This window comes from Planococcus citreus (assembly GCF_003664125.1).
Classification (GTDB): domain Bacteria; phylum Bacillota; class Bacilli; order Bacillales_A; family Planococcaceae; genus Planococcus; species Planococcus citreus.
The window spans coordinates 1,183,570-1,197,760 of the sequence record NZ_RCCP01000001.1 but is presented as its reverse complement, the minus strand read 5'-3'; the positions used below and the strand labels follow the sequence as shown (position 1 = coordinate 1,197,760).

Sequence of the window (14,191 nt, the reverse complement as noted above, 5' to 3'; positions counted from 1 at the left end):
GGTCTTTTTTTTTGCTGTTGCAGGGAGAGCCGGCAGCCATACCGAAATAACAATAGAGAAAAAAGATGCAGGGGGGAACGTGGACATGTTGGATGAACGTACAATTCTATTGGTGCTGCCCATCTTGGTTTTGCAGATAGCATTAATGATATTCGCATTGGTGGATTTGATCAGAAATCCGAATCCGAACGGTCCGAAGTGGATGTGGGCGGCAATCATCGTCTTGCTGAATATTATCGGGCCGATTCTGTACTTTGTCATAGGGAGGCGGAATTATTGAACGTATTGGAAGTCAGGTCATTAACAAAGCGCTTCGGCACTGAACAAGCAGTGGATGGATTGGGCTTCGAGCTTGCAGAAGGCAGTGCAACGGCATTGATTGGCCCGAACGGTGCCGGAAAGACCACGACACTGTCGATGCTTGCTGGGCTTTTGGAAGCGAGTGCAGGAGAAATCCAGCGCAAGAAAAACTTATCAATCGGATTTTTGCCTCAATATCCGCGATTCTTTCCATGGCTGAGCGCTTTGGAATTTACGGAAATGGCTGCCAAGCTAAGCGGCGTCGATTCCAGAAAAGCCCGCCAGCAAGCAGAACGGACATTGGGGTTTGTCGGGCTAGGTCAAGTGGCCAATAAGAAAATCGGCGGTTTTTCAGGAGGCATGAAGCAACGGCTCGGGCTGGCGCAAGCGATGGTGCACCAGCCAAGCTTGTTGTTATTGGACGAACCGATTTCTTCCTTGGATCCGACCGGGCGAAGGGAAGTGATGGAATTATTGAAATCACTGCTCGGCCAAACGACAATTCTTTACTCCACCCATATTTTGAATGATGCTGAAGAAATGACAGACCAGCTATTGTTTCTGCAGAATGGGCGCCTCGTGGAACACGGCTCCCTCAACCAGGTGCGCAGCCGCTATGCGGACCCGCAAATCCGGATTCGCTTTGAAAACACTAACGCTGCGGAGAGGTTTATGCATGAATCACCGTGGCCAGCTGCCGTTCAAGGCACAGCAGTTATTGTGCCTGTAAAAGCGGAAGGACCGATCATGCAGGACGTGTTCCGTTTCCTGTCCGTTAAAAGCCTGCCCGTGGTTGGGGTCGAGCAAGAGACCGCCAGCCTGGAAGACATTTTCCTGAAGGTGGTGGCAGGAAAATGAAGCAATTTTCGACACTGCTATTGAAGGAATGGCGTGAAAACCTGCGCAATTTTAAGATTTTCTGGATTCCCGTCGTCTTTATTCTGTTAGGCGTCACAGAACCTTTATCGAATTATTACCTTCCTCAGATTCTCGATGCCACAGGCGGTTTGCCGGATGGTGCCGTGATCGAACTGCCGGATCCTGAACCTGAACAATTGCTGGTTGCGGTCATGGGTCAATTCCAGCTGATCGGCATGCTCGTCCTCGTTCTCGCTTATATGGGGAGCATTGCTGGCGAGCGCAGAAATGGAACGGCGACTCTTTTATATGTAAGGCCATTATCGTATGTATCCTATTTTCTCAGTAAATGGCTAATGGCTTCGATAGTGGCGTTGATCAGTGTATGGGCCGGTTTTTTGGCGGGTTATTATTACACCGCTGTGCTGTTTTCAGCGGTTCCGTTCGGGGAGTTCCTGGCGTTTGCGGCGACGTATAGTTTGTGGATGGTGCTGGTCGTGACCTTGGTGTTATTTGCAAGCGCGTCGATGCAAAATGCAGGATTGGCTGCCGGGTTCACGCTTGCTGCATTGCTTATTCTACAGCTTATCGACAGCCTGTTCGGCAGCCGCTGGGAATGGTCGCCATTGAAACTTCCGAATTACGCGGCTTCCTTCCTGGATATCGGACCGGATGTTACAGCGCTGATCTGGACGCTTGCGATCTCGCTAGTATGCCTGATAGGGCTGGCGGCACTGGGCATTTGGTTCTCGAAAAGAAACCGTGCAAAAACGAAAGTATAGAAGCAATCAGCGGTTAGCTGATTGCTTTTCTTTTGGGCGAATGCTGGTAGAATAAGAACAGGATTTGGCGCAGCGCTGGAGAGCTTTTATGCTCCAGTGGATTGGCCGTTCAAGCGGAGAATATGCATGCCAAACTAGGACTCGTAGTGGCCAATACAATGGACACACGGGCCATACTAACGAATTGAGGAATAAAATATGAAGAAACTGATTGCATTGATTTTTGTGGCATTGCTCGTGCTGGGGTTTGCCTGGGTCAATAATAACTGGATTGTCACGACCGAATATTCGGTCCAATCGGACAAAGTGCCGGATGCATTTGCCGGCAAACGCATCGTTCAAGTATCGGACCTTCACAATGCTGAATTTGGAGATCAACAGCAATCCTTGTTGGATAAAGTCGAAGCGGCGAATCCGGATGCCATTTTCATTACCGGAGATTTGATTGACAGCGACCGCTACGATTTGGAGAGAAGTTTGGCAGCTGTCGACGGGCTGGTGGAGATGAGCGAAGTGTATTATGTCATCGGCAACCACGAAGTGTCATCAAACCGGTTGGATGATGAAATCGTTCCAGCCTTGGAAGAACGCGGTGTCGAAGTGTTGCGCAATCGATCACTCATGTGGGAACAGGACGGAGAAGCTATACAAATTGCGGGCATCGACGATCCGTTAATGGATATTTATCTTCACGAAGAGGAGTTCACGCGCAATAGCATCGCAGAAGCTGGGCTCAACGACGCGTTTACTTTGCTGCTTGCCCATCGGCCTGAACAATTGGAGACTTATGCAAGCGAAGGCATCGATGTCGTTTTCGCCGGGCACGCACACGGTGGCCAGATTCGCATTCCAGGACTTGGCGGCTTGATTGCCCCAGGGCAGGGCTGGTTTCCGAGCATGACAGAAGGTGTCTTCGAATCAGGTGATACGCAGCTGGTGTTGAGCCGGGGACTCGGAAATAGCGGATTTCCATTGCGTGTTTTCAATTTACCCGAAGTCGTGGTCGTAACGTTAGAGAATGAATAACTCGTGTAGGGGGACCGATTTTCGTGATTAGAAAAAGTGAAGTGACATTGCATTGCTATACCAAAAGAACAAATGTCTCCTATGATCTCCCGGCGGACCAGCAGGAATTCACCATGATGCCGCAGGAGCTCATCAAGCGGGACGCGGGGAATCCCGAAAAGCATTTCATCGTCATCCGCGCGCGCGGCGAAGTGGCAGGATTTTTCGAGCTGGATGAATCGGAGGACCGGAAACGCTATTCCGATAACCCGAAAGCTTTGCTATTGCGCGGCTACTCCGTCAATCCCAAATTCCAAGGGCGCGGCATCGCAACGGGCTCACTTGAAGCTCTGCCTGCTTTTCTGCGAAAAGAATTTGAAGTTTTTGACGAAGTTGTGCTCGGCGTCAATGCGCGCAACATCGCTGCACAGAACCTCTATAAAAAAGCCGGTTTTGAAGACACCGGCCGAAGAGTCATGGGCAAAAAGGGCGAGCAATTCGCAATGTGCCTGAAAGTGAAATAAACCATCCCAAAACCGCCCGAAAAGCTGGAGGAATCCAGCTTTTCGGGCGGTTTTTTATTAAGTGGAATTTAATCCTAATAACCTTAAACTTCGAAATATAAGTGCTTATGTAGGCTGCAGCCGGGATTAAAGGCAGCAGTACAATGCGGGCAGGAAGAAGCGCAATCGAGATAGTCGCGGATGGAGAGCTCGTTGCCGCACGTCCCGCATAAAATCGCTTTTTCGTGGAACTGTTCTTTCGGCCAGACGGATGTATTGTTGCAGCCGACTGCTTGATGGCATTCATAGCAAGGAAAATATTTTCCGCAGCAATGGAAGCGGATGGCAATCCGGTCATTTTCCGAATGGTAATGGCGGCAGCGGGTTTCAGGGTCGACATCGAGCCCGATGACGCGAGGGCGTTCACACATGACAGGCACTCCTTTTTAATTCACATATTTCTTTCATGCTACTATGAAATAGGCTTGCTGACGAGTGCCGGATGATAGCTGAAAATGGTCGCGAGCGCCGGAAGCCTTTATAATAGGGATAAGTATCTTGAAGGAGGAGACTGGGCAATGGTTAAGGAATTCGAAGATGAAGTCATGCGTGCGATGGACAAAGTGTTTGAAGATGAGATGAAAAAAGTGAGCGAGACGCTCGAGCAGGATTTATTGATCTCATTGATCGGTGAAGTCAATGCCGGGAAATCGACGACGGTGAACAAAATCATCGGTGAAGAAATTGCCAGCACCAACCCGATGCCTGGCGAAACGGTCAGCGTGGACCCTTATAATATCCGCGGCCTCGAAAACATCAAATTCATGGATACACCGGGGCTCAATGACCCCAATGATGAAAACCCAAGAAAGACTTTAGAGTTCGTCCAGCAATCGGATGTCGTGCTGTTTTTCCTGAACGCTGCCGGAACGGTCTTTTCAGATAGCGAAAAGCAAAAATTCGCGGAGATCGAAAAACATAATAAAGACATCCTTATCGTCCTGAATAAAATCGATGCGGCAGAAGATATCCCATCGATCATCAGGTTTATCAAACGGCACACAAACAATAAATACAAAGTGATCCCGGTGTCTTCGAAAACGGGAGAGAACTTGGATTTGCTGAAAAAGGAAATTTTGCTGTTGCTGGAAAAGAAGGGGAAAGACCTGCTCTTCGCCAAAAGCATGAAAGAGAAATCGTCTGCTGCCACGCGCTGGATCGTGGGGGCCGGGGTCTCAGCTGGAATCATCGGCGCGTCACCGATCCCAGGGTCGGACGTATTGCCGCTGACGACGCTGCAGGTCGGACTCATCGTCAAACTGTCGAATCTGTACGATAAGCCTTTGACGAAAAAAGCGGCGAAAGACATGATCGTCATTACTGCAACGCAGACGATCGGCCATACCCTTTACCGCCAGGCATTGAAGTTTGTCCCAGGGGCAGGCTCAATCATCGGCGGTACAGTGGCGAGCTCCATGACACTGGCGCTCGGCTACGGTGTGAAATATGCGTACGAAAACAATATCGCCATCGATTATGAAATGATCGGCAGCCTCTATGATAAGCTGAAAAAGCGAGAAAAGAATGCTTGAACCATGTGGCCGTCCCCGTTTTTAGGGCGGCTTTTTGTTTTAACACAGAGATTGAACCGTAAATTTGGAGGTGGGACTTATGAGAATTTTAGTAGTGGAAGACAACCCGAGTGTTAGCTCGATGCTGGAATTGTTTTTCTCAAAAGAGGGGCTCGAAGGGGAATTCGCTGGAGACGGGCTGGAGGGCTACCGAAAATTCCAGGAAGGCGATTTTGACCTGTTGATCCTGGATTGGATGCTTCCCGGAATGGATGGCATCGCTCTATGCCGGAAAATCCGCGAGACGGGAAGCGAAGTGCCCATCATTATGCTGACAGCGAAAGACAGCGAATCCGACCAAGTGATCGGTTTTGAAATGGGAGCAGATGACTATGTGACCAAGCCGTTCAGCCCCTTGACCTTGATGGCACGCATCAAAGCGGTGACCAGAAGGGCTCGAAAAGGCGAAGCGGCCGAGGAGGGCATCCGCACCTCCCATTTCCATGTCAGAAAAGAAACACGCGAAGTTGTCAAAGACGGCCAAGCGATCGATAATCTAACGCCGAAGGAATTCGATCTGCTGGTGTTCTTCCTGCAGCATCCGAAGCAAGTATTCAGCCGTGAGCAATTGCTCGAGCAAGTATGGGGCTATCAATTCTACGGCGATGAACGGACGGTAGACGTCCATATCAAAAGGCTGCGCAAGAAAATTCCGGAAGGGGACCAGCTCTTCCATACGGTATGGGGAGTAGGTTATAAATTTGAAGAACTTGCGGGTTAAGTATTTCTATCAATTAATCGCGAGCCATATGGGCGTCCTTGTGTTTGCAGTAGCCATTTTAAGCACGCTGTTCATTTTTTACGGCGAGCGGGTGGCGTATTCGGATAAGGCGGAGGAGTTGGAGCGCTACGGCGAGCAGATCCTACAGGAACTAGAACAAGCGCGCCCAGGCACGGATCTGCAATCCTATGTCACGGTGCTCGAAGCACAGAACATCAATTTCATCGTCTTCGACCAGCAAAGCCGGATCCTTTATCCGATCAACGGCAATTTCCCGTCGGTCGAGCTGACACCGGAGGAATGGAATGTCATTGAGCGCGGCGAGACATTGGTCGTCTACCGGGATGTCGAACGCTTTGAGCGGTCGATGACGTTCGTGGCGTTGCCGTATGTTGAAGGCAGTACGCTAGCAGGAGGGGTGTTGTTGGCTTCGCCAGTAAGCGGCATCCGGGAAATGGTGACGGAATTGAACCGGACGCTCGTCGCAGTAATCGCCATTTCCTTGCCGTTCGCCTTGCTGCTCAGCCTGTTGCTTGCCAAAATTCACGTGACGCGGCTGCAGCGTATGCGCAAAGCGACTTCGATGATCAGCGAAGGGCATTACCAAGTCAATTTGCCGGAATCGAATTTTGACGAATTCGGGGATTTGGCGCATGACTTCAATGTCATGGCGGACAAATTGCAGCGCTCCAATGAAGAAATCGAACAGCTCGAAAACCGCAGGCGGCGCTTTATGGCGGATGTCTCGCATGAGATGAGGACGCCGCTTACGACCATTGCCGGCATCATCGAAGGGTTGAAGAGCGGCATGATCGAAGAACAGCAGCGCGAAAAAGGCATCCGCCTGGTAAGTGATGAGACGAAGCGGCTTATGCGCCTCGTCAATGAAAACTTGGATTACGAGAAAATCCGGTCGAATCAAGTGACTCTTATGAAAGAAGAAATCGAGGCGGCTGAGCTGTTGGAAATCATCCAGGAACAGCTGCAAATGCAGGCAGCTGAAAAAGGCGATCGCTTGTTGATCGAAGCCGAGCCAGGTGAGATGATCTACGGAGATATGGACCGGTTGATTCAAATCTTGGTGAACATCGTCAAAAATAGCATCCAATTCACCGATAACGGCGATATTTTCCTGCGCGCCCGCGCGGAAGACGGCGCGACCGTTCTGGAAGTGGAAGATACCGGAGACGGCATCGAGGTCGATGAATTGGAGATGATCTGGCGCCGCTTCTATAAAGCGGATATGTCTCGCGGAAGCGGCCAGTTCGGGCTGGGCCTTTCCATCGTCCGCCAGTTGGTCAATTTGCACGACGGGGAAATCTCGGTGGAAAGCGAAAAAGGCAGCGGGACGAAATTCACGATCCGCCTGCCGCATAAACAACCAAATAAGTAATTGAAACATTGAAAGCCTGCCGGTTGTTGCGGCAGGTTTTTTCGCGTCTGCCCGCATCGAAAACTTTACATTTCTGTTGCATGTTTGGTCATAATTTTTTCATATCTGCTTTGTATGATAAGAATATCGAAAGCCACAAGGCAAACGACAAACAATCATTAAGGGGATGGAAAAATAATGGGCTACTACAATACAACACCGCAAAATAATCAGAAGAATCCATGGAAACGCTATATGGCTTCCAGTTTCGGAGGCGTATTGGCCGGTGCGTTGCTGGTAGGCACGCTAGTCACGGGAACCGATTTGGGGGAAACGGAATCCGCCACTGCCGGCGTCCAAAGCAGTGAACTGCAAAGCGACTCGGCGATTGTCACGACAGATGTTACAGAAACCGTTGATGCGACGGGAGATGCTGTGGTCGGCGTCTCCAACCTGCAAGCGGGCAATAATCCATTTGCCCAAACCTCTACACAAGAAGCAGGGGCAGGATCGGGCGTCATCTATAAAAAACAAGGGGACACTGCATTCGTCGTTACGAACCATCACGTAGTGGAAGGCGCTAAAGAAGTCGTCGTGACCTTGGCAAACGGCGAAGAGCTCGAAGCGGAAGTGCTCGGTTCGGATGTCTGGACCGACCTTGCTGTACTGAAAGTCCCTGGGGCACAAATTGAAACAGTCGCAGAGTTTGGCGACTCCTCGGTACTGAAATCAGGTGAGCCAGTCATTGCAATCGGCAACCCGCTTGGCCTCCAATTTTCGGGGTCGGTGACGACAGGCGTCATTTCAGGGACGGAACGCGCTATCCCAATCGATATCAATAAAGACGGCCAGGAAGACTGGCAGTCAGAAGTGCTTCAAACCGATGCCGCAATCAATCCCGGCAACAGCGGCGGCGCCTTATTGAATGCACAGGGCCAAGTCATTGGCATCAACTCGATGAAAATCGCCCAGGACGCAGTGGAAGGCATCGGACTTGCGATTCCGATCAATTCCGCAATCCCGATCATCTCGGAACTTGAAGGAGAAGGGGAAGTTTCCCGGCCGTCTCTAGGCGTCGCATTGCTTGAACTGGAACAGGTACCTGCAGAAATCAGAAATGCGGAATTGAACCTTCCGGGTGAAGTAGAAGACGGTATTGTCGTCCAATCGGTACAAGAAGGATCTGGCGCGGACAAAGCGGGGATCCAAGCGAAAGATACCATCGTTGAATTGAACGGCCAAGCCATCTCTTCTGTTTTGGAACTCCGCCAATATCTCTATACGGAAGTCGAAGACCAAGGAACTGTAACAATCAAAGCTTACCGGAACGGCGAATTGAAAACATTTGAGGTCCAGTTAAGCGAACAAATTTAAGGACATGCAAAAAAGCGGCGGACAGGATTTCCTGTCTGCCGCTTTTGCGTGAGCCGTACAATACAATTAATTCCCGAACAAGCCGAACCAGTCGAAACCGATGGCAAATCCGACGATCACTAAAACAGCTATGCCAAAAACGATCAATCCAAGCTGTAGAGGCGGATAGCCTGTTCTTTTCGGCTCTTCAAGCCCTTCTTTTTCTGTCGGTGGTTTACGGTCCAATTCCTGCTCGCTCGTTTTCATGTATTCCTGTTCCCTGTCTTTATCATTGTGGTTATTTTTGTTATCCATTCAATCTCCTCCTTTAATAGTTGCTACATTTTTTCAAGTTGGTTGCTTCTAGTAACCAGTCACTCCAAGTGTTTGTCGAGTTGGTGCTCTTCAAGTTCAGACAGCTTCTTCGCCAACTCACGGCCGAATGCCTGTGAGGAACCGGGATCGCGGCCAGTCAGCAGACGGTCACTGCCCCAAACAAAGTACTCGTCTTGGCCATCGCCCTTGTCATATTGCGCAATTTTGGCCATTTCATCTTCGAGGCTGAACGGCAATAGCCCATCGACTTCTTCCGGTTCCATATCGTTCGGATATCCTGTCACTTTCAAGCCTTGCAATAAGGGCTTGCCGTCTTTCGTTTTCGTGAAAACAAGCGGAGCCGGCCCATGGCAGACAGCCGAAACGATGCCGCCGGTTTCGTGGACGACGTTGATGACGGCGTGCAGATTTTCATCGTGCGCCAAATCGAACATCGCGCCATGGCCTCCGACGATCATAATGGCATCGTAATCACTTGCCCGTACATCAACGACCGGCGTTGTCTTATCAGCGATGCCGGAATCGTATAATTTTTTATATTTGCCTTCGGGATCATAAGCCTTATCGAGGCTTAAGGGATCGACGACCGGTTTGCCGCCGTCAATGGAAGCGAGACCTACTGAATGGCCTGCTTTCTCAAGTTCGGATAAAGGCTCGAATAATTCTTCTGCCCACCAGCCAGTTACGTAATTATGCTCTTCGTTTGAATAGCCGCTTGATAATACTGCCAATACTTTTGCCATTTGGGTATCCTCTCCATTTCTTTAGGAAGCTCTTGTTGTACATTTACCCTTTGACGGATTCCTGAAACTTCCGGTAGTTCCCGGTTTTGGCTGCGCGCTACGCTGTGTTAAAATAATATGAGTAAAAATTTGAGGTGAATTAATTTATATGGAGAAAATGGAAGTGGATACACAGATTCAGCTGCTTGAAGCCATGCTGGACGGCAGCAAAGTCGGCACCATCGTCACAGATCCCGCACAAGAAGACAATCCGATCATTTATGCAAACCATACATTTACGGAAATGACCGGCTATGCCAAAGAAGAACTCCTCGGCCGGAACTGCCGTTTCCTGCAAGGCCCGAAAACGGCTCCGGAGGCAGTTGACCAAATTCGGCAAGCCATCAAGAACCAGGAGAAAACGACCGTGATTTTGCGCAATTACCGAAAAGACGGAACGCCGTTTTGGAACCGCCTCGCGATTGCCCCGGTCACTGTCGAAGGAAAGCTCTATTTTATCGGCACCCAGACAGATATTACTGTTGAGAAAATGCAGCAGGAAGCGATTAACGAAAACGAAAGCGAAATCGAGAAACTGATGTTGCCGATTTTATCGATACAGCCGAACGTTGCTACGGTAGCACTCGTTGGGACGATGAGCTTGCAACGTTTTGAAGCATTGAAAGTGAAATTATGCGAATATGTCAGCGAGCATCGGATTGAACATGCGCTTCTCGATATTACAGGATTGACATGGAACGAAGAATCTCCGCTCCATTGGTTCACGCAGATTTGTGAAGCGCTCCGTATTATGGGAAGCCATCTGTACATTACCGGTGTCACTCCCCAAGCGGCAACGGAATTGGTGCGCGACCTCGACCGGGATAATATGTTGAAAACCTATTCGAGCATCGAAAAGGCATTAGCTGATATTAATGAATAGATGAATAATTGATAAGCCTCATTCAGGTAGAATGAGGTTTTTTTATGAGTTTATTTTTTACAATAAAAGGGATTTTTAGGCTGCTTTTTAATCTATTGGCTAAACAATGCTATTACTATTTGGTTAATTAACTGAAAAAAAAGTTTATTCGGTTTTAGTCTTTTAAGGCTGGGTAGATTATTAGGGAACAGAAATTCCAGATTTTCCAAGGAGGCGTAACGATGGGAACAGACCATAACCAGCGTGAAGGACCTGAAAATCATGAGATCCCGGATAAAGAAGATAAGAAATTCAATGCAGGGGGCAATAGCTCGGATTACGATGGCGGGCAGCCCCAGGACAGCATTCCCGGCAGTGAAGGCAGAGTCGGCGAGACAAAAGAAAGCGCACAAAAAGAACGACAAAAGAAAGAGTTTAATGCAGGGGGCAACGACTCCGATTATGACGGCGGGCATCCGAAAGACGCCAAGGAAAATAGCGAAGGACGGATAGACAAAGATGGATAATCCAAACATGCGAGGAGGATGTTAAATGTTTTTCAATAGAAAAGAACTCCAATTCGAAGCCAAGCCGGACAAACCGGATCCGATATTTGCGAAGCAGCTGCAAGAAGTCATCGGCGGCCAGTTCGGTGAAATGTCTGTGGCGATGCAGTATTTATTCCAAGGATGGAATACAAGAGGGAATGAAAAATATAAGGATTTGCTGATGGATACGGGGACAGAGGAACTTGGGCATATCGAAATGCTCGCCACGATGGTGGCTCAATTGCTTGAAGGAGCACCGGTTTATGAGCAGGAAAAAGCGGCGAGCGACCCGGTAATAGGGGCGATCATGGGTGGCATGAACCCGCACCATGCAATCGTCTCAGGCCTTGGCGCAACCCCAGAGAACAGTGCCGGAGTTCCATGGAGTGGCGGATACATCATCGCAAGCGGCAATTTGCTTGCCGACTTCCGTGCCAACGTCAATGCAGAGTCGCAAGGGCGCCTGCAAGTAGCGCGTTTGTATAGTCTGACGGATGATAAAGGCGTAAAAGATTTACTGTCATTCCTGCTGGCTCGCGATACAATGCACCAAAACCAGTGGATCGCCGCGATTCGTGATTTGGAAGAAAAAGAAGGCGGCGTCATCGCACCTTCTACTGTGCCACCGGAATGGGAAGCGACCGAATATTCCCATACGCTTTATAATTTTTCGGAAGGCGAAGACAGCGCATCATTGCCATGGATGAGCGGCAACGCACCGGATGGCCATCCATTCAAATACGAGCAGGCACAAGCTTTCGGGCAAAAGCCGATCTTGAAACCAGGGCCGCTCGAGTCGCATGACACACTGCCTGAAGACAAGTTAAAAGGATAGACGCATCAAGCGGGACGGAGAAATTTTCTTCGTCCCGCTTTGCTTATCGATATTTTTTGAAGAGAGGTGTTTTGATGAAAAAGCCATGGATCATGGCACAAACCTGGCGGGATCTGGTGTTTTTGCATTGGCCGATTGCGCCCGATGCACTGCGGCCATTCGTACCTTCAGAGCTTGAAATTGATGTGTTTGACGGGCAGGCATGGGTCGGCATCGTTCCGTTTATTGCCGATCATACGCGCCTGCGCTTTTCCTTGCCATTTCCCATTGTGGGAACCTACCGCGAATTGAATGTAAGGACTTATGTAAAATGCAACGGCCGGTCTGGAGTCTATTTTTTCAGCCTCGATGCCGATAGCCTGCTAGCGGTAAAAGCGGCGAGCGCAGGAGGATTTCTTCCATACCGATATGCCCGCATGAAAGTGGTGAAAAAAGACAGGCGTTATGCATTTACGAGCCGCCTCGCTAAACCAGGGATTGGCGAGAGTTTTAGAATAGGCTTCAAGCCAAGCGCCGGAATGCTGGAGGCATCAGAGATCGAGCGATGGCTGACGGAACGTTATTGTTTATGGACAAAGCCGAAAACGGTCCTGTACCGTGTGGATATTGATCATGTGCCGTGGCAATTGCAAAAAGTTCATATAGAAATAGCCGAGAATTCGCTTGCTGGATATCTTCCTGTTGGATGGAATAGAGAAGAGCCGCTAGCCCATTTCTCAGCGCTGCAAAAAACACGATTCTATCCACCTGTAAAAGAACATAGGTAAAAGCCGATCACTAAAAATGATCGGCTTTTACCTGTTACAGTTATTTTCGATTTGGCTCCTGTTTCAATGTATGAGAGGTTTCTTTTTGCTCCCATAGACGCTTCTTCAAATAAATATGGTAAAACCATTCGCCAGCAGCAATCAAAATCGCTGTGTAAATTGATGCTGCAAGTATGGAGAAATCAGGATTTTCAATTAGAAACTCTCCTAATAACCAAACAATCACGAAAGCGAGCACCAAGTCTCCACCAGTGGCGAGCTTGTTGGATGTGCGAGGAAATATCAGCATATCGCCGGCGTAGCCAATCGCAGTAATTACTAAACTGATAATGAAAATATTAAATACGGAAACTCCGTAAATTAGCCCGAGAATCAAGAAGACAACAGCAAAGCTCATTGCAAATTTCATCAAGATCGCTTCGATGTGTTTCATTTTATATCCTCCTAAAATGGTTGAATTCCAATAGGCAAGGTAATTTCAGGACATGAGTTGTTTTCTGGATAAGTAAAAGCAATTTTATGAAGTGATAAAGTCTCCGCCGTTTACATGGATTGTCTGGCCGGTCACATAAGTTGAATCGGTGGAGGCAAGATAAACGTATGCCGGGGCGAGTTCGGCTGGCTGTCCGCGGCGTTCCAGCGGTGTGCCTTCGCCTTGCTTACCGGATTTTTCAGCGTCGAATGTGGCAGGGATCAACGGCGTCCAAATCGGGCCTGGCGCGACTGAATTGACACGGATGCCCTGTTCGCTGACATTCGCAGCCAATGAACGTGTGAAGCTGGTGATGGCTCCTTTAGTGGATGAATAATCAATGAGTGCCGGCGAGCCGCGATAAGCCGTCACGGATGATGTGTTGATGATGCTGTCTCCTTTAGAGAGATGCGGCAAGGCGGCTTGGGACAAATAAAACATGCTGTAAATATTCGTCTCGAAAGTTCCATGCAATTGTTCCGGGCTGATATCAAGGAAATCCTCTGTCGGGAATTGCTTGCCTGCATTATTGACGAGTACGTTCAATTGCCCGAATTCGGCAATGACATCAACGACTAATTGATGGCAGTTTTCCACTTGGCTCACGTCTGTTGCGAATTTTTGCGCTTCTGCACCATAAGCTTTCACGGCTTCAATGGTTTTATCCGCGTCTTCGTGTTCATCCAAGTAAGCGATCGCAATGTTTGCGCCTTCCTTGGCGTAAGCGATCGCAACGGCGCGGCCGATGCCGCTGTCGCCGCCTGTAATCAACGCGACTTTTCCTTCCAGCTTGCCTGCGCCTTTATAATTTTCGTCGTCATATATCGGTTCCGGGGACATTTCGCTTTCTACCCCTGGCTGGTGGTCTTGTTCCTGCGGGTCGATTTGGTCATGGATTTTTTCGTATTTATCTTTTGACATGTAAGCGTCCTCCTCGATCTGAATATATGGTAGTTATTCCCGTTCCGATTCCGGCTAAACGCGGAGAAAACCGTTGGCCGGCTGGTGAAATTTTATGGCACAATAAAAAACAGCCGGAGAATCTTCCCTGGCTGTTTTAAAAA

At 49.1% G+C, this 14,191-nt stretch carries 18 protein-coding genes; 13 read left to right on the top strand and 5 right to left on the bottom strand.

What is annotated here, in order from left to right:
* The first annotated feature begins 85 nt into the window (after positions 1-85).
* The 5 genes from DFR62_RS05885 (at position 86) to DFR62_RS05865 (ending at position 3,469) form a co-directional block, all read left to right on the top strand.
* Complete coding sequence (locus tag DFR62_RS05885; RefSeq protein WP_175578509.1) at positions 86-280, top strand: PLD nuclease N-terminal domain-containing protein; 195 nt, start codon at positions 86-88, stop codon at positions 278-280.
* On the top strand, positions 277-1,158 hold the full coding sequence (locus DFR62_RS05880; RefSeq protein WP_121298683.1) for an ABC transporter ATP-binding protein: 882 nt from the start codon (positions 277-279) through the stop codon (positions 1,156-1,158). Before DFR62_RS05885 ends, DFR62_RS05880 begins: the two co-directional genes overlap by 4 nt.
* Positions 1,155-1,940: an ABC transporter permease gene (locus DFR62_RS05875; RefSeq protein WP_121298681.1), complete on the top strand. Its 786-nt coding sequence runs from the start codon at positions 1,155-1,157 to the stop codon at positions 1,938-1,940. The genes DFR62_RS05880 and DFR62_RS05875 overlap by 4 nt, the downstream gene beginning before the upstream one ends.
* A 198-nt stretch (positions 1,941-2,138) precedes the next feature.
* On the top strand, positions 2,139-2,966 hold the full coding sequence (locus tag DFR62_RS05870) for a metallophosphoesterase (protein WP_121298679.1): 828 nt from the start codon (positions 2,139-2,141) through the stop codon (positions 2,964-2,966).
* Between the two features lie 23 nt (positions 2,967-2,989).
* Positions 2,990-3,469 (top strand): GNAT family N-acetyltransferase, encoded by a 480-nt coding sequence (locus DFR62_RS05865; protein WP_121298677.1) that lies wholly within the window; start codon positions 2,990-2,992, stop codon positions 3,467-3,469.
* Positions 3,470-3,552: 83 nt separating this feature from the next.
* On the opposite strand, the gene DFR62_RS05860 is transcribed toward DFR62_RS05865, so the two are convergent.
* A complete protein-coding gene (locus DFR62_RS05860) occupies positions 3,553-3,879 on the bottom strand; it encodes a CHY zinc finger protein (protein WP_121298675.1) in 327 nt (108 codons plus the stop codon).
* A 147-nt stretch (positions 3,880-4,026) separates the two neighbouring features.
* Between DFR62_RS05860 and DFR62_RS05855 the strand changes: the two genes are divergently transcribed.
* The 4 genes from DFR62_RS05855 (at position 4,027) to DFR62_RS05840 (ending at position 8,546) form a co-directional block, all read left to right on the top strand.
* A complete protein-coding gene (locus DFR62_RS05855) occupies positions 4,027-5,040 on the top strand; it encodes a GTPase (protein WP_121298672.1) in 1,014 nt (337 codons plus the stop codon).
* A gap of 79 nt (positions 5,041-5,119) precedes the next feature.
* A complete protein-coding gene (locus DFR62_RS05850; RefSeq protein ID WP_121298670.1) occupies positions 5,120-5,800 on the top strand; it encodes a response regulator transcription factor in 681 nt (226 codons plus the stop codon).
* Positions 5,790-7,193, top strand: a complete 1,404-nt coding sequence (locus DFR62_RS05845) for a sensor histidine kinase (RefSeq protein ID WP_121299531.1) — start codon at positions 5,790-5,792, stop codon at positions 7,191-7,193. The genes DFR62_RS05850 and DFR62_RS05845 overlap by 11 nt, the downstream gene beginning before the upstream one ends.
* Positions 7,194-7,370: 177 nt before the next feature.
* Positions 7,371-8,546 (top strand): S1C family serine protease, encoded by a 1,176-nt coding sequence (locus DFR62_RS05840; RefSeq protein WP_121298668.1) that lies wholly within the window; start codon positions 7,371-7,373, stop codon positions 8,544-8,546.
* Positions 8,547-8,612: 66 nt separating this feature from the next.
* Here DFR62_RS05840 and DFR62_RS05835 read toward each other — a convergent pair whose 3' ends face one another.
* Positions 8,613-8,840, bottom strand: a complete 228-nt coding sequence (locus tag DFR62_RS05835; protein WP_121298666.1) for a hypothetical protein — start codon at positions 8,838-8,840, stop codon at positions 8,613-8,615.
* 59 nt (positions 8,841-8,899) lie between these two features.
* Positions 8,900-9,604 carry a type 1 glutamine amidotransferase domain-containing protein gene (locus tag DFR62_RS05830; protein ID WP_121298664.1) on the bottom strand — a complete coding sequence of 235 codons (705 nt, stop codon included), beginning with the start codon at positions 9,602-9,604 and terminating at the stop codon, positions 8,900-8,902.
* A 157-nt stretch (positions 9,605-9,761) separates the two neighbouring features.
* On the opposite strand from DFR62_RS05830, the gene ytvA reads away from it, so the two are divergent.
* The 4 genes from ytvA (at position 9,762) to DFR62_RS05810 (ending at position 12,655) form a co-directional block, all read left to right on the top strand.
* Positions 9,762-10,526 carry a YtvA family blue-light photoreceptor gene (ytvA, locus tag DFR62_RS05825; protein WP_241663069.1) on the top strand — a complete coding sequence of 255 codons (765 nt, stop codon included), beginning with the start codon at positions 9,762-9,764 and terminating at the stop codon, positions 10,524-10,526.
* 221 nt (positions 10,527-10,747) lie between these two features.
* Complete coding sequence (locus tag DFR62_RS05820; protein ID WP_121298660.1) at positions 10,748-11,032, top strand: hypothetical protein; 285 nt, start codon at positions 10,748-10,750, stop codon at positions 11,030-11,032.
* 25 nt (positions 11,033-11,057) lie between these two features.
* The gene (locus tag DFR62_RS05815; RefSeq protein WP_121298658.1) at positions 11,058-11,888 is read left to right on the top strand and encodes a manganese catalase; all 831 of its coding nucleotides are present in this window, start codon (positions 11,058-11,060) and stop codon (positions 11,886-11,888) included.
* Positions 11,889-11,962: 74 nt separating this feature from the next.
* A complete protein-coding gene (locus tag DFR62_RS05810) occupies positions 11,963-12,655 on the top strand; it encodes a YqjF family protein (protein WP_121298656.1) in 693 nt (230 codons plus the stop codon).
* A 40-nt stretch (positions 12,656-12,695) separates the two neighbouring features.
* On the opposite strand, the gene DFR62_RS05805 is transcribed toward DFR62_RS05810, so the two are convergent.
* Both DFR62_RS05805 and DFR62_RS05800 read right to left on the bottom strand, forming a co-directional pair.
* Positions 12,696-13,088 carry a YndM family protein gene (locus DFR62_RS05805; RefSeq protein ID WP_121298654.1) on the bottom strand — a complete coding sequence of 131 codons (393 nt, stop codon included), beginning with the start codon at positions 13,086-13,088 and terminating at the stop codon, positions 12,696-12,698.
* Between the two features lie 84 nt (positions 13,089-13,172).
* A complete protein-coding gene (locus DFR62_RS05800; RefSeq protein ID WP_121298652.1) occupies positions 13,173-14,048 on the bottom strand; it encodes an SDR family oxidoreductase in 876 nt (291 codons plus the stop codon).
* Between the last annotated feature and the right edge of the window lie 143 nt (positions 14,049-14,191).